Genomic DNA, 23057 nt, shown 5'->3' with positions numbered 1-23057 from the left:
CTTATCAGTCGGTTCCGGTCCACCAGTCCTCCTCACCGCCGTCGACGTGCCCGTACGACGTGTTCATGGGGGTGTGTTCACCCGGCTGGTCACGGTCGTTGGAGTACTCGTTGGATCGCTCGTTGGAGCTCTCGTTAGACCACCCGGGGTCGACGAACGTGTTGTGGCCGACCAACTCGGTGACGGCAGGGTCGGCGGGCACCGGTGGCTCGACGTGGGCAGAGGAGGTGGCGGCTTCGCCGAGCAGTCGCCGCCGCTCGGCGACGGCGAGGCCGGTGTGGTCGCGGGCGGCACGGCATAACGCGTGCGCGCGGCCGGGTTGCGCCGGTGGTGGCGGCTCGGTGTCAGCGGTGACCGGTGGCAGGACCCGACCGCCGGCGACCGGCCGCAGGACGACCTCGTAGCCACCGAGGCGGATCAGGTCCCCGTCGTCGAGGTACGGACGCAGGTGACGGGCCTGGTCGATGGCGTCGCGGGGGGCCAGGGCGAAGTACACCTTGTTGCGGGCGTTGGCGTCGATCGCGGCCACCATGTCCGCCGATAACTGCCCGAGGTACTGGTGGGCCAGGACGAACGAGGTGTGCAGGCCGCGGGCCTCGGCGAGGGCGTCATCGATGCCGATGGGCAGGTGCAGAAAGTTGTGGCACTCGTCGAGAACGATCATCGCGTCGGGGCGGTCGTCTTCGGGGATACGGGCGCGGGCGGTGGTGGCCTGCCACAGCCCGGCCAGGAGCAGGGAGCCGACCAGGCGGGTGCCGTCCTCACCGAGGATGCCCTTGGGTAGCCGGGCCAGCAGGACACCACCGTCGAGGATGTCGGCGAAGGAGAACGTGGTGGCCGGCACGCCGAACAGGCTGTTCGCCATGGGGTGCGCCATCACCAGCCGCAGCCGGGACAGCAGCGGAGCGACGAGACCGGAGCGTTGCGCGGCGGGCAGGTCGTTGAACCCCTCCCAGAACTCGCCGAGGGTGTTGCCCTCCCACGCGTTCAACCTGCTGACCACCGCGTTCACCCGGTCGGTCCGCCACGAGGCGTCCGACAGCAGCCTGGGTAGGTGGGCGAGGGTGGCGTCGTCGAAGTGGGCGAGGGTGAGCAGGCCGTGGTAGCAGATGTCGGCGGTGCGGTGCCCCCACCACCGCGACCACACCTTCGCCATCACCGCCGTCAGGTTCGCGGCCACGTCATGGGCACTGCCGCCGTGCACGCTCGGGTCGAGCAGGTTGATCGCCGGTGGCGCAGCCCGCTCGTCGGGGTCGATGAGCACCAGGCGGTCACCACACGACGCGGGTAGCCGGGCGAGCAGGTCACGGATCAGGTCACCCTTGGCCGGGTCGAACGCGGCCACGCCGCGCCCGGCGTCGACATCGTCGAGGATCATCCGCATCAGCAGGGTCGTCTTGCCGGTGCCGGTCGGGCCGAGGGCGTGCACGTGGTAGCGGCAGTCGGTCAGGGAGATCCCGACCCGCATCGCCGGCCCGGCGTTGGCGACACCGATGACCTTGCCACCCAGGCCGTGCCGCTGCTCACGCGGCACCAGGTGCAGCCGGCGGCCAGCCGGGCCGGGATCGGACGAGGTCACCCCCGGGTAAATGGTCATGGGCTGCTCCAGACGGTGGGTGCGTCGACAATGGTCGCCTCGACCGGTGTGGTGTCGGGGCCGTCCGTGGTGCGGCCGGTGGTGCGGAAGACCTCGCGGGTGGCGGCCCGGCGGCGGGATGCCGCGCCGGGCAGGCTGTAGGCGGTGGGTTCGGCGGGTAGTCCGGCGAGCGCGGCGGCGTCGCCGATGCCGGCCAGGCTCATCCGGGACGCCGGCATCCACCGGTCGGCCACGGCACGGGTGCCGCGCCGGAGCCGACGGCGGGTGAAGTGGGGCGACAGCAGCCCGAAGCCGGAGCTGACATCGGCGGCGGCAGCCGACGCGGCAGCCCGGGTCGGGCCGACCGCGACCGTCTGCACGGCCACCAGCAGATGCGGCGCGTCGGTGAACTTCACCCGCGCCTGCCGCGCCAACTCCGCCGCGTACGGGTCCAGCCGGCCGGTGGGGTTCCGACGGATGCCGGGACCAGGGGTGATCAGGTCGAGCGTCGCCTGAAGGACGTAGCGGGCGATCCCTCGGGGGTGGCGGGCGCGGTGCGGGTGGGTCATCGCCCGGCGGAGCTGCCGCAGCCGGTGGGCCGGTGCCCGACCGAGGTGGACCTGCAGCAGCGCGCCGCCGGTGCGCCCGGCGGAGACCAACCCGCCGTAGACGGCGCGCAGCCGGTCGTCCTCCGGGGCAGCGACGTCCATCCCCCGCCGCGACGCCGGGGTGGTGTCGTCGATCAGCGGCAGCCACTCCGGTCGGGTGGGGCGCACAGCGAGTGCGACCACCGCGCCCACCGTCGGCACCGCCGGAGGCGCGCACTGGGCGGCGCGGACGCCGGGCCAGCCTCGGTGCAGCAGCCGCACCACCGCGGTCGGGTTGACCCCCGGCGGGAGCCACAGCCCGCAGCGCAGCCCATCCGGGTCGGCGGCGACCTCCCACACGATCCGGGCTGGCCGCCACGCCCACCGGCGCGGGGCGGGTAACACCGTGGCGAGCAGCCGCCACAAGCCGACCGTCGCAGCCGGAGTCGCGGTCACCGGCGGGGTGATCTCCAACCAGCGCGCCCGCGCGGCATGCCGACGCCAGACCTGCCGCCGGCACACCGCCCACCCCACCCGCACGGCGGCGAGCGCGGTCAGGGCGGCGAGCAGCAGCGGCCACCGATCCCGCACCAGGTGCCATCCGGCGTCGGCGGCGTCGGTGCCCCAGGTGCCACACCACAGCTCACCGACGAACGACCCGGGCACCCCCTCACGGCCGGGCACACACACGGCGGGAGGAGCCGGCACCGACAATGCCAAGCAATGGCGGAAACCATGGACACCTCCGTTGGAGAAGGGGTTCACCTGCCGGTCGATGACGGGCGGGGTCCGGCAACCGGACCGGTGAGGATCAGCTCGTGTTCGGTGGTCGAGGCGTGGCTGTGGAACGCCACCCGCGCCGACCCGGCCGACAGGAGCGCGTCGCCCCGTTGGCAGGACAGCAGGAACGCCCGCTCGCCGTCGGTGAGGCCGAACGCCTCGGTGACGGCGTCGATGGCCTGCGGTGCCTGCCGCAGCAGGATCTGCGTGGCGGCGTTGGAGACGACAGCGCGGCCGGTGGTGGTGGCGAGCACGTCGGCGGCGTCCTGGGTGACGACGGTCAAGCCGGTGCCGTACTTGCGGGCGGACTTGGCCAGGGTCTGCAGGAAACGGCCGCCACGGCCGCCGGACAACAGCTTCCACGCCTCGTCTACCAGCACCATCCGCAGCACGTCCGGGCGACCGCCACGAGAGGTGGCCCCCCGTACGGTGCGCCAGATCGTGTCCAGGGTCAGCAGCGTGCCGACCGGATGGAGCTGCTCGGGCAGGTCCTTGAGGGCGAACACCACAAGGTGCCCCTCGGGGGTGGTGGTGGTCGGTCCGTCGAACAGGCCCTTCATGCTGCCCACCACGTACGGGTGCAGGCGGGTGGCGACCCGCCGGCCCGCCTCATCGGTGTCGTCAAGGGCTGCCATCACCTCCCGCAGCAGCGGCGCGGGACGTCTCCAGGTCTGCGGATCGGTGGTAATGCCCTTGGCCCGATAGGCGGCCAGCACCGCCACGTCGAGGGAACGGGCCTCGTCGCCGGGCAACGGCGCATCGACAGCGGTGTCACCGCTGGCCATGACCGCGACAAGGGTCTGCAGGAAACGTGCCCGATCGTGAAGGGCGTCGTCGTCACCAGGCAGCAGGTCCAGAGGGTTGATGGTCACACCGGCCGCGCCGAGGCGGACGACCGTCCCGCCGACCGCATCGGCCAGCCGCAGGTACTCGTCCTCGGGGTCGATGACGAACGCCTCCACCCCGAGGCACAGGTTGCGCAGCAGGTCGAGCTTGGCCAGGTACGACTTGCCCTCCCCGGAGCGGGCCAGGATGACGGCGTTGTAGTTGGACTGCGCCCACCGGTCCCACACGACCACCCCGGCCGAGTGCAGGTTCAACCCGAACAGCACCCCCATCCCGGTGTCCCCTGCGGTGTCGGGCAGGTCGGGGCTGGTGAACGGAAACGCTGCGGCAAGGGCATCGGTGTCGAAGACCCGCTTCATCCCGAGCGCGTCGTACGCGAGGGGCAGGCCGCTGATCCAGCCCTGCAACTGCCGCCACGTGACCGGTGCGGTGTGCAGCAGCAGCGACGCGGCCAGGGACCGCACCTCCGCCACCCGGTCGGCGAGATCGTCCGGGCTGCTGCCGTGGACCGTCAGGTACAGGCCGAGCCGGAACAGGCGGGCCTCACCTCGGGCGACCCGGGTAGCCAACTCGGCGGCGTCAGCCGCGGCGGCATCGAGTTCGGGATCGTCGAGTCGCCCCTTGGCGGCATCCTGGCGGCGGGAGGACTCGAACCTGCCACGCTGCTTACGCAGCCGCTCGGAGGCCACCACCGGCGGCACGGGCTCGACATGGAAGGTGACGTCGACCAGGCCCGGATAGGACAGCAGCGGCTCAGCCCAGCCAGGGCCGACCTCGGCCGGGTAGCCGACAACGGCGAGGGTCGCCAGGTAGCCGTCCCCCACCCGCACATGGCGTCCGTCGACATCGACAGCGTCCGGCGAGCCGGGCAGGACCGTGGCCGACGCGGGCATGGAACGCCGCAGCGCGGAGAACAGGTTCACCGGTCGTCACCTCCGTCAGGTGGGGCGTAGGGGATGCGGGTCGGGGCGGTGGGGTCGAGGCTGGTCGCGAGCCGGGCCACGGCGTCCCGCCCGTCGAGCAGCCGGGCGGGAACCTCGCAGCCGCCCAACGCGCGGACCGTTTCGGCCGCCTGGTGGACGGCGTAGTGCGCGCCTCTCCGGCTGCGCACCGCAACGGTGATCTGCCGGTGCAGCAGCTCCCGCTGCCCGGCCAGGTCGGCGAGGAACGCCACGTGCGCGCGGGCGGCCTCCTCCAGCGCGGGATGCGGCAGCCCCGGGGCAGCGGTGAGGAACCGCTCGGCGAGGTAGGTCAGGTCGACCCGCTGCGCCCGGACACCGATCTGCACCGGGCTGTCGAGGCTGTGCAGCCACCGGGCGAACCCGGTCACCAGGCCGTTCTGCTCGGCGGGGGTACGCAGCCCGAACGCCACCGTCGACGCGGCCACCAAGCCAGTGGTGCCGTCCGCCCCGAGATCGATCAACCCGTCGCCGGTGACGCCCCTCGCGGGCAGGCACAGCGGCGCGGGCAGCGGAATCCGGTCACCCGGGCCACCGGTCGTGCTCACCCACGCCGGTGCGGGAATGATCGGCCTGTCGGCCGGCACGAGGCGACGTGGGCCGTAACGGTGCCGCAACGCGGCGAGGACCCAGGCGTCGAGACTGACACCGTCACGGCGGCCGACCGCGAGGAGGAACGCCGCAGCGGCGACAGGCACCGCCCCGGCGAGGAACACCAGCGGATGCACCACCGTGGCCACCGCCGTCCACACCGCGTAGAGCAGCAGGCCCGTGACCGCCAGGATCACCAACTGCCGTCCGGACAGGCCGAACGCGATCCGGTCCGGCCGGTCGATGTCTGCGGGCACCCGAGCCCGCATCGGCGCCTCGTCGTCGCGACGACTCATCACTGATCACTCCTCGGGCGCGATGACCGGCGTCGCGCCGGGGCGGACGGACGGGCCGGCGGCGGGGACGACTCGCTGCGGACGGCACCCGTACCCGCCGCTGTCGTGCCTGTCGCCGGGGACGGTCGTGACGGGGTGGGGACCGCCGCGCCACGCCCGTCCGGGGACGGTGTTGCGGACGAGGCTGGTGGCCGGGGTCGGCGCGGGCCGGCGGACGGGGCTCGCCGGGCGGTGGACGGGGCGGCCGGGGTGGCGGCGGCCGGGCCGTCTGGGGTGGCGCGCTGCGCCGCCGTGGGCCGTGTCCGAGGGGTCGAGGCTCGTGGGCCGCTGACCGCCGGGGCGGTGGAGAACACCGGTGTGACGGGGCCAGGTGGCCGGCGCGGCGCAGTCTGCGGCGTGGGTGCTGACGAGAACGTCACTACCGGTGCCGGGCTGTTGGTTGCTGGCCGCGCGGTGGTGGTCGTGGCGTCGCTGAACGCGACTCGGGCCGGTGGGAGGGCCGGGGACGGCGGACTCGACTGGGGCGATGCCGGGTGGGAGAACCGCACCGGCGGGGCAGCACCGGACGGCGCGGCTGTCGGGGTGGACGGGTCCGCCGGGTGGCTGAAGGTGGGGGCGGCGTTCGTCCCGGCCGGTGCGGGCAGCGGCGTGTGCGTGACCGGGGCATGGCTGAAGGCGACCGGCCCTGCCGGGGACGGCGGACGGGGAGTCGACCCCGGACGGGACGGGCGCGGCGGACGGGACGGACGAGGGCCACCAGGTGGTGGACGGCTTCCGGGCGGACGGGGCGGCGTCCGCCCGGCGGCCGGGGACGATGCTGCCGTCCGTCCCAGGATGCCGGCCGCCGCACCCAACGTCTTGGTCATCACGAAGGCGCGGACAAGCTGTCCGAGCAGCCCTCGGCCGTTGCTCTGTCCGAGCGGACCGAGAACGAACTGCCGCATCCAGCCCGGCAGCTTGATCAGCAGCCACAACATGGTTAGGCAGACCACGACACCGAGGAGCCCGTTGCCGGTGGAGGGGACGCCCAGCACGGTCGGGCCGGTGGGGGTGAGGAACACCTTGACGGTGGCCATCACGACGACGGCCTGGCCGAGCTGCAGGCCCAGGCAGGCCAGGAACGCGCGCCACCACAGCTGGGCCAGGCCCTCGGTCAGCGGGCTGGCGTGGCAGATCAGTGCGGCCGGGGCGATACCGAGCAGGACGACCAGCGCGGCCAGCCTGAGCACGAAGGTGAACTCCAGCAGGAGGCACATCACGACCACCGCGATGACCAGCAATACCATCAGGAACCCCTGGCCCCGTAGCGCGTCATCGGTGATCTGCCGAATCGCGGTCGCGGCGGCCGGACCGTCGACGCTGTTGCCCGCGAGGGCCACGGTCAGCGCGTTGGTCGCCTCGATGGCCTTCTGGCCGATGATCAGGCTGCTGTTGGCCAGCACCGCGCCGACGGCGATGCGGGGTAGGACCTGCTTGAGGCCATGCCGGGTCTGCAGGGTCTCCCGGGTCGTAACCAGGAACCCGTTGGCCACGATGAACAGGACGAAGACACCGTTGGCGGCGATGAGACTGGTCGTCCAGAACGCCTTGACGTGCTCGTTGCCGGTGAGATCCGGGGTGGACAGCCACGAGTTGCCCAGCGCCTCCAGCACCGGCTGGAGGGCCTGCTCCGCCGCCCACACCACCAGGTCCACCACAGCGGTACGGACCTGACCTCCGATGTCGTACCACGCCGGATCGTCGTCGTACGACGGCCGCCCGAGGGCCGGGCCGGGCGTGGGTGCCGGCGTCGCGGACGGAGCCGGTGCCGCTCCCGGCGGGCGGACGCCGGGATCAGGCACGTCCGTCGTCGGCGGTGCGGTAGGCACGGCCGGAGGGTGGGTCGGCTCGGCGTGTGCCGGCCCGGCCCCGGCGACGGCCAAGCCGGCGACGATCACAACGCCGAGCAGCAGCACGACCGCCGGATACCTCATGCGGCGCAAGAGGTCGGTGACGGTTGCCATCAGGCCACCCACCTACCGACGATGGTCACGAACAGCGGTGCCAACAACGCGAGGCCGTAACCGATCGCGGCGGACCGCATCGCCAGCTTCGCCTTCTCGATCTCGCCGGGTTCACCGTTCGCGGCCAGGTAACGCAGACCACCGACGGTGAGGAACAGGGTGGCGACGGAAACCAGAATCCCGACGAGCCAGACACGGATGTTGTTGGCAACCTGCTGAATCGACTCGACGGCCAGCACCGGACCAGGCTGCGCCGCATACGCCGCGTGAGGAGTGAAGGTCAGAGCCACCGTCACCGCAGCGGCCACGCACAGCATCAGCGCACCCACCGTCAGAGGACGGGGACGGAGGCGGCAGACGATCGATCGGCCGTGTGTGCCGGCCCCGAGGCGACGGGTCGCCGCCTCGGGGCACGGGAAACGGACATTCTCCATGGTTATGCACCTCCGGAGCGCACGCCTGGGCAGCCCGCATCGGGGCGTAGGCGCGAATGGGCTTGGCGAAGACGCGGGACCGGGCGGTGCGCTCATCGGTGACCCGTGGTGCCGACCGGCGCGGCCATCCTCCTCACCAGAAGCGACGGGTGGGCCAGGGACCGTACGGGTGTCAGCGCCGTCAGCGGTCCGGTCGAAAACAAGGTCACCTACGCGGAAGAGTCCCGCACTAGGGGATTACACATCCCAGCCTCGGATTGGAAACCCGCAGCTCAAGGCGGGTACTTACGGGCGCTTACGGGCCGTCGACGCGTCGAGAGCCACCATCGACGTGGCCTCGGTGATCACCTCGGCGTATGCATCAGACAACGCCCCGGACTCGATCGCGGCCCTGAGCCGGGCGACGGCAGCAGACCGCCGCTTGTAGAGGTTCCATCGGGACTCACCGGTGCGCTCGGCGTAGGCGGTGAGGCTGACGTCCTCCAGGTACGTCGCACCGATCAGCTCGGCATCGTCGGCGCTGATCACCTCGGCGGCAACCGCACGAACCAGAACGACATCCGGATGCCCGTGCGCGGCCGGCGACGACACCGCCCCCGGGGCGCGGCTCGGCGTCCCGGACGAGGCCGGTTCCAGACCACGTAGCTCGGTGCGGGCCTTGGAGAACGCCGCAGACAACAGGTTTCCGACCACGCCCGACCTGTCCAGGTCGACCGTGCCGAGCGCGCGGAGGAAGTGCTCGACGATGGCGGCCTGAACATCACCGGTGAACAGCTTCGCCAGTAGGTACGCCTTGAACCGCAGGCCCGGCAACGCGACGCCCACCGCACCGGCACGCCACGCCAGGTCTCCGGTACGGGAGTGCTGCACCAGCAGCCGCCACACGGCGTCCCGGGCGGCGTAGCCGCAGGACGGGTGCATCAGGATCGCCGACAGCTCCGGCAGGGCGATGGTCCGGCGGGGCAGGCCCAGGCCGAGGCTGCGGCCATCGACCGACAGCGGGTTCGGCCCCTGCCCCATCAGCCGGAACCGGTACTCGATGTCGTTGAGCAGCGTCTCGCCACGTCGCCCGGCAGCCGAGCCGGGGGCGGAGATACGACGGTCCATGGTGGTGCTCCCTCGTGGTGACCATGTGCCGGTCGGCGGGAGTGCCGATCGGCGGAGTGCCACCACGCCAACAGGGTCGTTGCACAGATCATGAACACTGCTGATCTCGCTCTAGGCGTCTCGACGCGTGTTCAACCCTGGACCTCGCCGTCACTCGTCAACGCACCGCGGCATGAACCGGAGGACGTTGCGCTCCACGGCGTGCAATCCGTGGCCAGGCCGTTCACAGACCACAGTGCCAGCGCACCCACGCAGAGGCTGCGCCCCTTGAACACACGCCGACCATGACCGAGCCCCTGGCATCGCGGAGGAAGGCGGGCAGGACTTCCCACCGCGCCCCATGGCGATGCTGCTCAAGGCTGAGGCGGTCAGAGAGGTTCCGACGGCGCACGCAGAAATAATCTTGTTCAATCACTGAGGATCTTGTTCAGGGCGGACGGCGTCGCGTGACACCTTCGCCGAGTTTGGTCTACATCCGAAGGCTTACCCTCTGCCAGCGCCAATTGCCGCAAATCCGTAGGGCTACCGACATCGCCCCCTCGCCGAGAGCGATTGTGGCCGCCGGCGATGGGCGGGAGGGCATCGAGCGGCGAGTCCGCAGCGACCAGGGCAGCATGGGTGGCGCCCTGGCGCCGGCGGTGACGGCGGCAACTCCAAGCAGCGTGGCGGCCAACCTTTGCGATGTGCAGCAGCGCCCGCAAGGCCCACCTGCGGCGAATCGCCAAGACGGCGAGGAGTTGCGCCAGCCGAAACAACTCTCGCTCCGCCGCCGACGGTTGCGGAGGCTGAGCAGCACTTGTCTGCCACCGCATGATCCTTCTCGGGCAGGCCAGTCGCCTGCCCGACGAACAAGTTAGGTCAGAGAGGGAAACCGCCGCCCTCCGCCACTAACTTGACTGAGGCTCCCTTCGCCGAGAGCAGAGTGAGCGCAGAGAGAGGGACTGTCGGGTAGACGACCGAGGGTTTAGCTTTCCATCGCTACCCCTAGCGCTTGGTCAATAAGACCAGGTGTGTGAGCTATGCACGCTTTAGACGCTACGCCCTTATTGCGATTGCCTATTACATGACCTGCAGAAAGGCGACGACGACCCCGGATTCAGCCACGTTCTGCCATCCAGCGGCGACAAAGCTCTGGCCACATGGCTCTCCGTCGGGCTTTTTGCCAATCTAATGCTGGCTGATAAGCTCCCTCCCCCAACGTCGAGCTTGAGGGTGGAGCGGACATGAGCGAGATTCATGTTCAGGTCGTGCCAAAGAACGGGACAAGAGGTGACCTGTCCGGCAGCAAGTTGATCGAGAACCTCAAGGACCGCATTGGGGAATTGGGGGATTCAATCCTTGAAGTCTCGGCGCAACTGCAGGGGCAACTGGCAAAGGCAGAGAAGAAAGAACCGGGAGCTGCATGGCACCTCTCGGAGGCGCAAATAACATTCTCCCTTGACTTAGAGGCCGAGGCTGGAGTGATTATTTCACGAACGTCCGCAGGCGCAAGCTTTGAAGTGTCATTGAGCTGGAGCCGCGAGTAAGCTGATGGCGGATGCGCTTCCGGCAATAGGTGGAATTTGCCTCGATGCGGATAACCCCGATGTAGACAAGCTCGTCGGCAGCACTTTCGCTATATCAGATTCGATTGCCCTCACGGCATTTCATTGCATCGGAGATAGAGACTCCGGGACCGTCAAAAATCAGCGCGTAGGCATTTGGTTCCACGACCGATTCCTCTATGCCAACGTCGTGGACCGCCTACCAGGAATAGACGTGGCCGTGCTTGAAATCGAAGAGGACTTGCCAGACACCTTGACGCCTGTCTCGGTAGCCTCAGCCACGCCTGTCCCGTCAAAGTTCACAACCATCGGCTGGCCAGCTAGTCGCCCTTTCTCATCGCACTATTTGGCGATTTCCGGCGAGATCGTGAACGCCGCTTGCAAGATATTCGACGATGCACCCGCCCTCCAACTCTATTGCGTACAAGCGCAAACGTTGTCCCTGCATGGCTATAGCGGGGCACCCGTGCTTGTTGGAGGAAACGAGCTAGCTGCCACTGGCTTAATACGGTGGAATCCGCAGCAGCCAGAAGCGCCTGACTTAGCAATAGGCGGCACAGTCTACGCTACGCCCATTTCAGCGATACTTAAAGAATCCGGCTATCTGCAATCTATCGGCGAACTGGTAATTGTCGCCAAAGAGCCCGAGCATGGGTACTGCATTAGCCACAGCAACGCCGACTTGGAGATTGCTCGCTGGATTGGAGACGTCCTACGCCAGGAAGGTCTCGGAGTTCGCGTAAGAGGAGAATACGTCCGCCCAGGAATGAACTACATTCCGCTACTTCGCGAAGCACACGAGAAGTACAGCGACATGATAGTACTTTTATCCACCTCAACTTTTAAATGCGACTCTCCTTCCCACAAGACCGAGCTCGAATTGATAAGCTCCGGCGAAATCCCTGGCGACGTTATTCCGGTACGCATAGATACATCCAGAATACCGGACTTTATCTACCATATTGAGCCCGTCGATCTACGTGGGCACTCTTCTGAAGATGAGATCAAAGAAGCCCTGCTTGAGGGCTTAGCCGCAAGAAGGCACCTGAAGCCTTCGGCGCCAAGCTTCCCCGCCGATCGGTTGATAAGCAAGAAGCCGACTGCGCTATCGCGCTCCCGCCTGCCGCGGGTTACTCTGGCCGACAGTCGACGGATCGAGGGTGGTGCATGACTCGCATCGAGGACAGCGCGCTCACCAGAGTCTACCTGAGCTACGCGCAGGGAAACGCTGCACGGGCAGCCGAGGTTGCAACAGTGCTGAGCAAGGCTGGCTGCGACGTTCGACTAGAAGCGTTGGATGTGCGACCCGGTAGAGACTTCTTGTCGATCTTCGACCATGCAACGGCCACGTCGGATGCGGTGGTTGTCCTGATTAGCCACCTATACGCCGCAACTGCAGGTTTCAGTCGAAACGACTGGATTACCTGCACCTTGGGTCGGCGCACACCGGTCGTTCCCATGGTATTGGATGATGTTGACGCGCAGTATTACCTAGGGCCATTCGAGCTTTTACATGCGGATTCGCTAACCTCTGACGATATCATCAGAACGATCCGCCAGCTATCGCCACCGCCCAACCGAAGCACAAATCGAATAGTCGGCATCCTCGCCAAAAGGTCCCTGTTGTCCGCGACGCAAAGCGACGACGCAACGAGCAGCAGCGGTCTACGCTCGCCCATATGGCACGTTCCAATTGATTCTAGAACGTACTTTACTGGCCGAAGCGATTTGCTCAATATCCTTTACCGCGAAGCGATGACCAGCAGGTCCGCGATACTAACTCACGGTCTGACTGGGCGTGGAGGCGTCGGCAAAAGCCGCTTGGCCGCAGAGTATGCTCATCGCCATCGTCAAGACTATGATCTAGTTTGGTGGGTGCGCTCATCAGCCCAGTCAACGATGAACGAGGACTTGGCGCGCCTAGGCGAAGAGCTTGGAGTATGGGCACCCAACCGTAACAGGTGGCAGGACGCCGGCATAAAGGTACGTGAGTGGCTAGAAACCACAAAAAGCCGATGGCTGCTTGTCTTTGATGACGTCGTCGAACCTGACATCGTGCAGCGAGCGCTTCCCTCAAAGGGGCACGGGCACGTTCTTATAACCACACGCAACTCATCGGATGTTCCGTTCAATGCTCGTCCGGTCTTCGTGGACGTCTTGCCGGTAGATGCTGCAGTCGAGTTCCTGCTATCTAGAACGGGCGCTACCGACGATAGCGGCGCAAAGAAGGTCGCGCGCCAGCTTGGCTACCTTGCTTTAGCACTTGAACAGGCATCTGCGTACATCGCGGCCACTGGCATTGGGTTCGGCGATTACCTTCGCCAATTCACATTGTATCGCCGCCGCTCCCTTCGTCAACTCCTTCGACAAAGCCGCCTTCGAAAGCTCTCGACCGAACAACGCATTACTGCAGGGTTGGCTGCTTCATGCAAGCTCGCGATTGATGCGGCAGCAGAAGCTGACCCGAGAACAAAGGGTCTCCTAGAGAGTTTTTCCTTCCTCGATACGACACCACTCGAACTTGATCTCGTGCGAGATCTCGAGCCTTCCCTGAAGATCTCGCTGCGGCCATTGCGGCTTCTCTCTCGCTATGCGCTTATTGAGTTCGCCGCCAACGAAAGCACTATTGTTCATCCCCTAGTTCAGCAGGTCATCCGGGAGCATTTATCTGAGCAAAAAGAAGACGAGATCAAGAAACATCTTCTGCGTTGGATTGTGAATAACCTGCCAGAACGCTCGGACGACAGAAGACATTGGAGGGTATGCGGAAGCCTGGCACCACACGCTGCCTCACTCCTTGAGGACAAGGATAGCGATGAAAAATCTTCCGCTCAGCTCGTCCTGCATCGCTTAGGCAAGTACTTTTACTCGCGAGGTGATAGCCGCTCCGCAATCCTATACTTACAACGCGCTGCTGCCGCAATGCTTAGATCCGCGACGTCACCCGCAGATGCCAGCGATGTAATCTTGAACGACCTTGCTGTTCTCTGTGCCGAGGAAGGAGACTGGGCGCAGGCAGTCGAGGTAGGCATCCAGATTATCCAGCGTAGAATTGGCGCAGTATCCGCAACTACGATCGATGCCTCTCTCGTGACCTTCGCCAGCAATGTCGCCGCCGCGTTAGCCGATTCAGGCCGATTGGACGATGCGGATGACATGTTCCGGCGCCTGCACGATGGTCTTAAGATAGCCTCGAGCCTAGATCCGGAGGTTTCTTCAGCGCTCGTCGCCGCACGGCATAATTGGGCCACCGTTCTTGACGAATTGGGCAGATTTGCGGAGGCCGAGTCCGTCTACCGAGAAGTGTTGAGTTGCAAGCATGTCGAGTACGGATCGACGCACCCAGAGACGCTAGTGACTCTTCTAGGTTTGACTCAGATATTGCGCAAAAGAGGCGACTTTGCAGGAGCCATGGCGCTAGCTGAGAGCGCATTCAAAAATGCTGAGCGCTCGCTGGGCGAATACCACGCAATTACCCTCAGCGCCCTCGATTTGCTAGCAGCATTGAGCGATGACATCCGAGACCCCGGAGCATCTTTCGTCTTTGCAGAACGTGCATACGCTCGCAGATCTGACGCCGTGGGCACCCACCATCCTTCTACGATGGAAGCTCTGCATAATCTTGCGTCGATTGCACGACGCACGGGTGATGTGAATCAGGCACAGAACCTGCTTGAACGCCTCGTTAAGGCCCTTGAAAGCACTCTCGGACCCCAACATCCACGTACCGTGGGGGTGGTGCAGGAATTAGCTATGCTCCGCCAGGAAGGCAATTATCGGACGATGAACCGAACCCGAAGCTTGGTAGAAGCGATGCGACCGGAAGATAATGAAGCATTCTCCGTTACTCGCCGGCGACTATTCTTAGATCAAGTGGAAGTTCTGGACTGAAGACGAGGTAAGTAGGATTTGGGCGGGTCCGTCCAGGATGTCTCGTAACTCGATGATGGCGTTGCCTGGCAACGGTGCGGGTGTCACGGATGATGTAAGTGGAGGCGGGCGATAGCATGGAAGCCTGCCCGCCCTACGACTGACCACAACAGACAGGAAGTGCGCTCACCCGCTCACCCCGCGACTAGCATCGACATCCGCAGCTACCCGGCCGACGCCGGGAAGGCATCAACCACGGCGATGAACTGCGGGAACTTCAGATCAGGCAGGTGCGGCTGGAGTACTAAGTACTCCCGCAATCTGTCCCCTTGTGGCAACATCCGCCACTGCCCGGACCGGACGGTGGCCGCCCGGCACCGGACGACCCGTCGCCCGACGTGGCCACTATGCTGCCGACCGCCGGGAGCACCGGTGTAGAGACGGATCTTCGCGAGGTGGTCGTGGGCGTCAGCCAAGGTTGGCATGTGATCGGGATCGTCGACATTGGCGAGCCCGGCTCGTACGAGATCCTTTTCCAGAACGGTGGCGTCGGTGTCGGCATTCGACGGGTTGGTTCTGTGGCCGGCGACCCGCAACCGATGTTCCTGAACGCCGAGCGAGTAGCGCATCCCTGCACTCCATGCGTCTGCTGTAGCGAGTGCGGCTGCAACCACCCCTACAGCGGGCAGGCCATGTGCGGAGCCTGCGCTCAGTACAGTCGGTGGGCTGCCGAGACACGGCCGCTACTCGATCGTTACCTGGCGGCAGTCGGCTCCAAGGATGCCTTCGTCGAGACCGACGGCCGCACCCACGCCGTGGGCTGCCCTTCCCTCAAGAGGAACGTCAACGACGCCTCCGACGCGTTGACCGCAGGATGCACCCACCGGCAGGAGCATTACGTCCGTGTGCCGGAGGTCCTCGGGCCGGAGGCACCGCGACGCAAACGGTGCGCCGTCTGCTGCCCCGACGTCATCGTGGCGACCAGCGCGGAGCCAGCACGTGGCACGAAGGGGAAGTTCGTGGCCCAGCAGGCCCCATCGGCTGGCTGAATCGCGGCTGGTCGCGGCACCGCCACCGCACTACCGCTCCCCCCACGTCGGGCCGCCACATCTCGATCTCCCCATCCAGCCGCCCCCTGCGAATGTCGCTCAGGGCGGCAGCTAGCCGACCTCACTGGCATTGACTAGCAACTGCAGCACCTCGAAGGGCGCGTGAGGTCGGATTAGATCACTACCAGGCCCGCCGGTACGACGCCTGGTACCGGCACATAACTCTCGTTCTGTGCGCCCACGCCTACCTCGCCGTCACCGCCGCCCACGCTAAAAGGGGGGCGCCGAATCCGATGACGGCCTCATCCCCCTCACCCTCGGCGAGGTCCGCCGTCTCCTGGCACACCTGATCACCACCACCCGAACCTTCGACCACATACATCGATGGTCACGATGGCGACGCCGACACCAGTACCGCGCCAGAACAGCCCACTACCAGCGAAGACTCCAACTTCATCAGGTGAGGCTGGAGTACTAAGCGCTCCGGCCGTACCTGCTTAGGCACATCTTGGACCCGTACGCCGGCAGGGGTCTGGTTTCCAATCCGAGGTCCAGATTTGTAATCCATTGGTGTCAGCGCTCGTCGGCGGACGTGGCCCACACGCCATGCCGAAGCCCAGGTCCACCGCTCCCGACGACCGGCCTCAGCCGGTACCGGTCGGGTTGCTCCTCCCCCACGCCCGCACACCGCGCACGCACCGCCCGGAAGTGCCGGACTGGCACGGACTATCCCCGAACCACCTCGCCTATCTCATCCGCCGATACACCAACGCCGGGGATGTGGTTCTCGACCTCGACGCGCACCCTGCCGTCCTCGCCGCGACCACCTACCTGCACCGGATACCAGCTCAGCTGCACACCGACCCCCACGGTCTGCGCCTGTGGCTCCCACCTTCCGCACGGCCGAACTCCGGCGTGCCTCATCGGCCCGATCAGGGTGTCGACCTGATCCTGGCGGCACTACCACAGACGATCGAGCAACTTCACGACGACGTGAACACCGCAATGAGCACCTGGCAGCCACTGCTGCGCCCCGGCGGGTTCCTGATCGCCGGACTCACCACCGCGCCACCCCCACCCGGCGGGTTCAGCTACCGCGCGACGGTCATCGCCGCCGCCCGCGCCGCCGGCCTCTTCTACCACCAACACATCCCCGCCGTCCTCGTCCCGCTCCCCGAGCACGAACCGCGCAGCGACCCGGAACGCCCCGACGAAGGCGACGACCGACGGCGGCTGCTCGCCGGTCGGCACCTTCCGACGTTCCGGGACCTGGTCGTGTTCGGGACCACCGCCACCGGTGAGGAGAACGCCCATGCCTGAGCCTCGTCCGTCGCAACGGGCCACCGGCCTGCACAACTCCACACCGCCGTACCCTGACGGGCCCGATCTGGCGGCCCTGCTCGCCGAGGGCTACCTCGGCACGGTCTGGCTCACCGGTCAGCACCCGTCCCGCGACCTACGACGCGGCCGATACACCCCGGAGTCGTTGGCCCACCCCGGAAAGATGCTGCCCACCATCGCCCGGTACGCCATCCGCACCTACACCAACCCCGGCGACATGGTCCTCGACCCCATGGCCGGCATCGGGACCACCGTCATCGAAGCCATGCACCTCGGCCGCCACGGCGTCGGCGTCGAGTACGAAGCCGAATGGGTCGCCAAAGCAGCCGACAACATCCGCCACGCCCTCCGAGCCGGCGCACCGGGTCGGGGCGAGATGTACCACGGCGACTCCACCGCCCTACCGGCCCTGCTGCCGGCCAGCCTGCACGGACAGGTGTCCCTGGTGATCACCTCACCGCCCTACGGGCCGTCCACCCACGGCCACGTCCGCACACCAGGCCCGAGACGCGGACAGGTCCGCAAGATCAACCATAGGTACGGCAGCAGCGACAACCTCGCCTACCGCACCCCCGGCCAACTCGCCGACGGGTTCACCGCGATCCTCACCGGTTGCCGCCAACTCCTGCGTCCCGGCGGGCACGTCATCGTCACCGCCCGGCCCTACCGCCGTCACGGTGAACTCATCGACATCCCCGGCATGGTCGCCGCCGCCGGCATCAACGCCGGCCTCGAACTCGTTGAGGAGTGCATCGCCCTCATCTGCGGCGTCCGCGACGGCCGGATCATCCCCCGCGCCTCGTTCTTCCAGCAGAAGAACATCCGCGACGCCATCGCCACCGGCGACCCGCAATGGCTCCTGCAACACGAGGACGTCGCCGTTTTCCGCCGCCCGACGAACTCCAGCGCGCACGACGCCGAGAGCTGGCCAGTCGGCACCACGGCGCACGCTGATCAGCTTGATGCCTCCGTCCCACACCGCGTGGATCGACGTGCACAGGCGATGCCCCCCGGAAACGCCAATCCCGGCGGCAGCGCCATCGACCCCCGGCCCCACCCCGGCCGGGACGATGAAAGGACACCCGATCCGTGCCCGCCCCATCTGCACCCCACGCCAGGGGACGTACGACGCGCCCCCACCGACCACCAGTGGTCCGACGATCCCCCCAGGCCACACCCCCAGCCCGGCCCACCCACCACGACGGACCCACAGTGAACACCCCGGCCGCCGAGTGGCGACCCGACCCCCTCCTGACCATCGACGACGTCGCGACCTGGCTGGGCAAGCCGAAAAACACCCTCTACGCCTGGCACAGCCGAGGCAAAGGACCACGCGCCATCCGCGTCGGCAACACCCTGCGCTACCGACGCAGCGAGGTCGAACGCTGGCTCGACGCCCACACCGACCCGGAGCGCTGAGCCATGGCCCGACCTCCACTACCCATCGGCACCTGGGGCAACATCCGCACCGAGAAGCTCGGCCCCAACCGGTACTGCGCCCGAACCCGCTACCGCGATCACGACGGCAAGACCCGCGACGTCGAGGCCACCGACACCACCGGCCCGGCCGCCATTCGCGCGCTGAAGATCAAGCTCCGCGACCGGGTGGCCCCCAACGACGACGAGATCACCCGGGAGACGCACGTCAGCACGCTCGCTGCTCGGTGGCTGGAAGAGATCACCGCAGAGGAGCGCGTCTCGCCGCAGAGCATCAGCAGGTACGAGATCAGCGTGCGGGTCTCCATCGTGCCCGCCCTGGGTGACCTACGGATCCGGGAGGCAAGCGCGGGCCGCATCGACAAGTTCCTGCGCAAGATCGCCGAGGATCGCCCCTCGGCCGCCAAGAGTGCGAAGGTGGTCCTCGGCCAGATGTTGGCCCTGGCCGTACGTCGCGGCGCGCTCACCACCAACCCCATCCGCGACACCAGCCGCCTACGCAAGCCACGCAAGACCGTCGTCGCCCTCGAACGGGAACAACTCGACGACGTCCGCGCGGCGATCCGGAGATGGCAACAGCCGACCCCCGGTAAGTCAGGCCCTCGCCCGACCAGCGACCTGGCCGACATCGTTGACCTCATGCTCGCCACCGGCGCCCGCATCGGCGAGATCCTGGCGCTGCGGTGGGAAGACCTGGATCTCGCCGTCGAACACCCCGTCCTGACGATCTGCGGCACCATCATCTACGTCAAAGGCCAGGGCTTCTTCCGCCAGGAGTGGACGAAGACCGACGCGGGCTTCCGGTCAGTGGTCCTGCCCCGCTTCGCGGTCGGAATGCTGATGGCACGCAAGCTCGACGCCGCCGACAACCCCCACGACGCGATTTTCGCCTCCCGACGCGGCACCTGGCTCTCCCCGCCGAACGTCCGCCGGCAGTGGCGTGCAGCCCGCGCCGACACCGGCCTCGAATGGGTCACCCCGCACACCTTCCGCAAGACCGTCGCCACCCTGATCGACAGGGAGGCCAACACCGACAGCGCCGCCGCCCAGCTCGGGCACGGAAGCAACGAGATCACCAAGAAGCACTACATCGTCAAGGCCGCCCTCGCCCCGGACAGCTCCGCCATCCTCGAACAGCTCGGCGGAAGGCCAACGTCAGGCGATCCGGAGAACCCCGGCCCTGGCCCGCAGCCGACCGCATAGACGGGTAGCGGCGGCAGCACCACCCGCCCCGTCGAATGCGATCGCCCCACGGCGTTACTGAGGGGTTTACGGGGGGCGGTTCAAAACTACATAGACAAACATCAAGGCCCTGCCCAGCTACATGCTGGTCAGGGCCTTTTTGTGGTGCGCCGCCAGGGACTCGAACCCCGAACCCGCGGATTAAGAGTCCGCTGCTCTGCCAGTTGAGCTAGCGGCGCTCGTTGGCAACGGAGAGAACACTAGCACGGGCCATGAGCGGGGTTCCAATCCGATACCCGGCTCCACCCTTCGGGCGAGCTTATCGGGCAAAAGTGAACACATCACCCCGACAACACACGTCCGGCATCGAGCTGGTGGCCGGCATGGGGCACGATGTCCGCCAGGCACGCGAGAACAGAGGTGGGGATGGGCAGGTTCACGCGGGGCGGGGCGATGGCGGGTGCCCTTGTCCTGGCGGCGTCGCTGGCTCTGGCCGGTTGCGGCGGCGACCAGAAGAAGGAAGCCGAGTTCGTCGGCGGCACCGTGGCTACGCCGAGCGCCGGGGGGGCGACTCCGACGCAGTCCGGGGGCGCGTCGCCGTCCGCGCCGACGGCGGCCGACCTGACGGTCAGTCCGGCGAACGGGGCGAAGGGCAGACCGGTCAGCACCGAGATCAGCGCCGACCTCCCGGCCGGCGGAAAGGTCTCCTCGGTCACCCTCACCACAGGTGACGGCAAGCAGGTCGGCGGGAAGATGCGTCTGGACGGCAGCTCCTGGGTGCCGTCGTCGGCCCTGAAGTACAACACCAAATACAAGGCCACGGTGACCGGCACCGGCGCCGACGGCCAACCCCTGCAGGGGGTGAGCACGTTCACCACGATGGCCAAGCCGAACTCGATGATCGGCTCCGGCCTGTACCTCTTCGACGACCGGACGTACGGCGTGGCCATGCCGGTGGTGGCCGAGTTCAGCCCGGGCATCCCGAAGAAGGACCGGGCGGCCGTCCAGAAGCGGATGTTCGTCAGGACCGATCCACCGCAGCCGGGGGCCTGGCACTGGGTCGCCAACGGCACGCAGGCGTACTACCGGGCGCCTGAGTACTGGCAGCCGGGTACGACGTTGAGCGTCCGGATCGCGCTGGCCGGTATTCCGCTGAGCAACGGCCGGTACGGCAACGTGGACCGGTCGGCCACCGCCAAGATCGGGCGGGCCTTCGAGATGAAGGTGGACAACGCCACCAAGCAGATGGAGGTCTTCCAGGGTGGCCAGCTGATCAAGACGCTGCCGGTCAGCCTGGGCAAGAAGAGCACCCCGTCGTCCAGCGGCACCATGGTGGTGATGGAGAAGAAGGAGAAGACCGTCTTCGACACCATGGACGAGCCGGACCCGGCCAACCAGTACCGCACCGAGATCGATTTCGCTCAGCGGCTGACCTGGGGCGGCGAGTACATCCACGCGGCACCGTGGTCCGAGGGGGTGCAGGGCCGGCGGAACGTGTCGCACGGCTGCGTCAACGTGTCGATGGCGATGGGCAAGTGGCTCTTCTCCCAGACGAAGGTGGGTGACCCGATCACGGTCAAGGGCACCCCGCGCAAGCTCGAACAGGGCAACGGGTGGACGGCCTGGAGCCTGACCTGGGCGGATTTCGTCAAGGGCAGCGCGGTGCCGGTGCCGCAGGGTGGTTCGGGCCCACTGGTCTGACCTCCGGTCCGGGTCGGCGTGCCGCGCCGACCCGGACCGGCACGGGCCGATGACCCAGCGTGGTCGCGCTCTGCTCGGCGGCGTGTTTCAGTTCACCCTTCGCAACCGACGGGCGTGCCGCCGCGTCTGTGAGGGACGATGGGACATCGGGGACCACGACTGTGAGGGAATCATGCGAGTTGTCCAGGACCACCTGACCGGGCGTACCGGTCGCCGCCGGGTGCTCGCGGCGGGGGTCCTCGCCGCGGCGCTGGCCCTCACCTCCGCCTGCACCGGCTCGGGCGGCGACAAGCCGTCGAGCTGGCAGGGCGGCGGCGAGGAGGCCGCGCCGAAGGCCAGCGCGACGATCACCGAGCCGAAGGCCGACGCCACCGACGTCCCGGCCTCCACCGGCATCGTCTTCACCGCCAAGGACGCGAAGGACACCACCGTCACGCTCACCGACGCCGCCGGCAAGGCCGTCGAGGGCAAGCTCGCCGCGGACGGCGCGAGCTGGGTGCCCGACGGCACGCTGGAGTACGGGGAGAAGTACACCGCCACCGTCACGGCGACCGGTGAGGACGGCAAGCCCGCCACGGCCACCAGCGCCTTCACGGTGATGGCCAAGCCGGACAAGCAGGTGCGGGTGACCAGCTTCCTCGGCGACAACCAGGTGGTCGGCGTGGGCATGCCGCTGATCGTGAAGTTCGGTCGGGCCGTCCCGGAGGACTACCGCGACGACGTGCAGCGCCGGATGACGGTCACCAGCACTCCGGCCCAGGAGGGCGTCTGGCACTGGGTCAGCCCCACCGAGGTCCGCTACCGGCCCAAGGAGTTCTGGCAGTCGGGCACCACGATCTCGTACCGGGTGCGGGCCGGTGGGCTGCCGATGGGCGGCGGCTGGTACGGCCGCTCCGACCTGACCGTGGACGTCAAGGTCGGCCCGTCGGTGGTGATGCAGGTCGACAACAAGACCAAGCGGATGACCGTCACCAAGGACGGCAAGGTCGTCAAGACCATCCCGGTCAGCCTGGGCAAGAAGAGCACCCCCTCGTCCAGCGGCACGATGGTGGTGATCGAGAAGCTGCGCAAGACGGTCTTCGACACCATGGAGGAGCTGGGCCCCGAGGAGGGCTACCGCACCAAGATCGACTATGCCCAGCGGCTCACCTGGGGTGGCGAGTTCATCCACGCCGCCCCCTGGTCGGAGGGGCAGCAGGGCACCACGAACGTCTCGCACGGCTGCGTCAACGTGTCGATGAAGGACGGTGCCTGGCTGTTCGCCAACACCAAGATCGGTGACCCGATCACCGTCAAGGGCACCGAGCGCAAGCTCCAGAACGGCAACGGCTGGACCGACTGGAACATGAGCTGGGACCAGTACGTCAAGGGCAGCGCCCTGCCGTACGAGCCGGACGCCGGGCAGCCGGACGCCGGGAACACGCCGACGCCGAGCGCCGAGCCGACGCCCTGATCCCTGCGGCACACCGTACGGGTCGGCCCCCGCCTGAAGGTGGGGGCCGACCCGTCTTCGACGGCACCCCGACCCCCGGGCGGCTCAGGCCCGGAAACAACTCGGGCCCGGAAACGACTCAGGCCCCCTCGTGTGAGGGGGCCTGCGGTGGAGAACATCCACTAACCGGGTGACTGATGGGAATTGAACCCACGACAACCGGGACCACAACCCGGTGCTCTGCCAACTGAGCTACAGCCACCATGCCGTCCGCGCCGGTTTCCCGGGCGGGTGCGGATTAATAATAGCCACACCCGGGCGG

At 67.4% G+C, this 23057-nt stretch carries 17 protein-coding genes and 2 tRNA genes; 9 read left to right on the top strand and 10 right to left on the bottom strand.

Annotated elements, in window-relative coordinates; translation table 11 throughout:
- Positions 1–4: 4 nt before the first annotated feature.
- From ACN261_RS14940 to ACN261_RS14910, 7 genes are all read right to left on the bottom strand, one after another.
- Positions 5–1597, bottom strand: coding sequence for a type IV secretory system conjugative DNA transfer family protein (locus tag ACN261_RS14940; RefSeq protein ID WP_425850640.1), 1593 nt, complete (start codon positions 1595–1597; stop codon positions 5–7).
- Entirely contained in the window at positions 1594–2847 is a 1254-nt protein-coding gene (locus ACN261_RS14935; protein ID WP_425850638.1) for a hypothetical protein, read from the bottom strand. Before ACN261_RS14935 ends, ACN261_RS14940 begins: the two co-directional genes overlap by 4 nt.
- Before the next feature lie 77 nt (positions 2848–2924).
- Positions 2925–4682: a VirB4 family type IV secretion system protein gene (locus ACN261_RS14930; protein WP_425853602.1), complete on the bottom strand. Its 1758-nt coding sequence runs from the start codon at positions 4680–4682 to the stop codon at positions 2925–2927.
- A 26-nt stretch (positions 4683–4708) separates the two neighbouring features.
- Entirely contained in the window at positions 4709–5635 is a 927-nt protein-coding gene (locus ACN261_RS14925; RefSeq protein ID WP_145918156.1) for a PrgI family protein, read from the bottom strand.
- Complete coding sequence (locus ACN261_RS14920; RefSeq protein ID WP_425853601.1) at positions 5635–7329, bottom strand: hypothetical protein; 1695 nt, start codon at positions 7327–7329, stop codon at positions 5635–5637. The genes ACN261_RS14925 and ACN261_RS14920 overlap by 1 nt, the downstream gene beginning before the upstream one ends.
- Before the next feature lie 308 nt (positions 7330–7637).
- Entirely contained in the window at positions 7638–8072 is a 435-nt protein-coding gene (locus tag ACN261_RS14915; RefSeq protein WP_145918155.1) for a pilin, read from the bottom strand.
- 285 nt (positions 8073–8357) lie between these two features.
- Positions 8358–9179: a hypothetical protein gene (locus tag ACN261_RS14910; RefSeq protein ID WP_425850635.1), complete on the bottom strand. Its 822-nt coding sequence runs from the start codon at positions 9177–9179 to the stop codon at positions 8358–8360.
- Between the two features lie 1223 nt (positions 9180–10402).
- Between ACN261_RS14910 and ACN261_RS14905 the strand changes: the two genes are divergently transcribed.
- Genes ACN261_RS14905 through fxsT form a run of 3 tightly spaced genes read left to right on the top strand, consistent with a single transcriptional unit; the run spans position 10403 to position 14614 of the window.
- Entirely contained in the window at positions 10403–10705 is a 303-nt protein-coding gene (locus tag ACN261_RS14905) for a CU044_2847 family protein (protein WP_145918153.1), read from the top strand.
- A gap of 4 nt (positions 10706–10709) precedes the next feature.
- On the top strand, positions 10710–11894 hold the full coding sequence (locus ACN261_RS14900; RefSeq protein WP_145918152.1) for a TIR domain-containing protein: 1185 nt from the start codon (positions 10710–10712) through the stop codon (positions 11892–11894).
- Positions 11891–14614, top strand: coding sequence for an FxSxx-COOH system tetratricopeptide repeat protein (gene fxsT, locus ACN261_RS14895; protein ID WP_145918151.1), 2724 nt, complete (start codon positions 11891–11893; stop codon positions 14612–14614). The genes ACN261_RS14900 and fxsT overlap by 4 nt, the downstream gene beginning before the upstream one ends.
- 203 nt (positions 14615–14817) lie before the next feature.
- On the opposite strand, the gene ACN261_RS14890 is transcribed toward fxsT, so the two are convergent.
- Positions 14818–15222, bottom strand: a complete 405-nt coding sequence (locus ACN261_RS14890) for a hypothetical protein (RefSeq protein ID WP_425850633.1) — start codon at positions 15220–15222, stop codon at positions 14818–14820.
- A 1026-nt stretch (positions 15223–16248) separates the two neighbouring features.
- On the opposite strand from ACN261_RS14890, the gene ACN261_RS14885 reads away from it, so the two are divergent.
- Genes ACN261_RS14885 through ACN261_RS14870 form a run of 4 tightly spaced genes read left to right on the top strand, consistent with a single transcriptional unit; the run spans position 16249 to position 19623 of the window.
- On the top strand, positions 16249–16962 hold the full coding sequence (locus ACN261_RS14885) for a hypothetical protein (protein ID WP_425850630.1): 714 nt from the start codon (positions 16249–16251) through the stop codon (positions 16960–16962).
- The gene (locus ACN261_RS14880; RefSeq protein ID WP_425850628.1) at positions 16955–18199 is read left to right on the top strand and encodes a TRM11 family SAM-dependent methyltransferase; all 1245 of its coding nucleotides are present in this window, start codon (positions 16955–16957) and stop codon (positions 18197–18199) included. The genes ACN261_RS14885 and ACN261_RS14880 overlap by 8 nt, the downstream gene beginning before the upstream one ends.
- Positions 18196–18402 carry a helix-turn-helix transcriptional regulator gene (locus tag ACN261_RS14875; RefSeq protein WP_208567406.1) on the top strand — a complete coding sequence of 69 codons (207 nt, stop codon included), beginning with the start codon at positions 18196–18198 and terminating at the stop codon, positions 18400–18402. Before ACN261_RS14880 ends, ACN261_RS14875 begins: the two co-directional genes overlap by 4 nt.
- A gap of 3 nt (positions 18403–18405) precedes the next feature.
- Positions 18406–19623: a tyrosine-type recombinase/integrase gene (locus ACN261_RS14870; protein WP_425850626.1), complete on the top strand. Its 1218-nt coding sequence runs from the start codon at positions 18406–18408 to the stop codon at positions 19621–19623.
- Positions 19624–19765: 142 nt separating this feature from the next.
- On the opposite strand, the gene ACN261_RS14865 is transcribed toward ACN261_RS14870, so the two are convergent.
- Positions 19766–19841, bottom strand: a tRNA-Lys gene (locus ACN261_RS14865).
- A gap of 187 nt (positions 19842–20028) precedes the next feature.
- Here ACN261_RS14865 and ACN261_RS14860 point away from each other — a divergent pair.
- Entirely contained in the window at positions 20029–21303 is a 1275-nt protein-coding gene (locus ACN261_RS14860) for an Ig-like domain-containing protein (protein ID WP_421485928.1), read from the top strand.
- Positions 21304–21475: 172 nt separating this feature from the next.
- Positions 21476–22756 (top strand): Ig-like domain-containing protein, encoded by a 1281-nt coding sequence (locus ACN261_RS14855; RefSeq protein WP_425850623.1) that lies wholly within the window; start codon positions 21476–21478, stop codon positions 22754–22756.
- Between the two features lie 168 nt (positions 22757–22924).
- Here the strand turns inward: ACN261_RS14855 and ACN261_RS14850 are convergent.
- Positions 22925–22997: transfer RNA gene (locus ACN261_RS14850), tRNA-His, on the bottom strand.
- Between the last annotated feature and the right edge of the window lie 60 nt (positions 22998–23057).

Source organism: Micromonospora sp. WMMD723, assembly GCF_049863385.1.
Lineage (GTDB): Bacteria > Actinomycetota > Actinomycetes > Mycobacteriales > Micromonosporaceae > Micromonospora > Micromonospora wenchangensis.
This window is presented reverse-complemented; position numbering and strand designations above follow the sequence as displayed.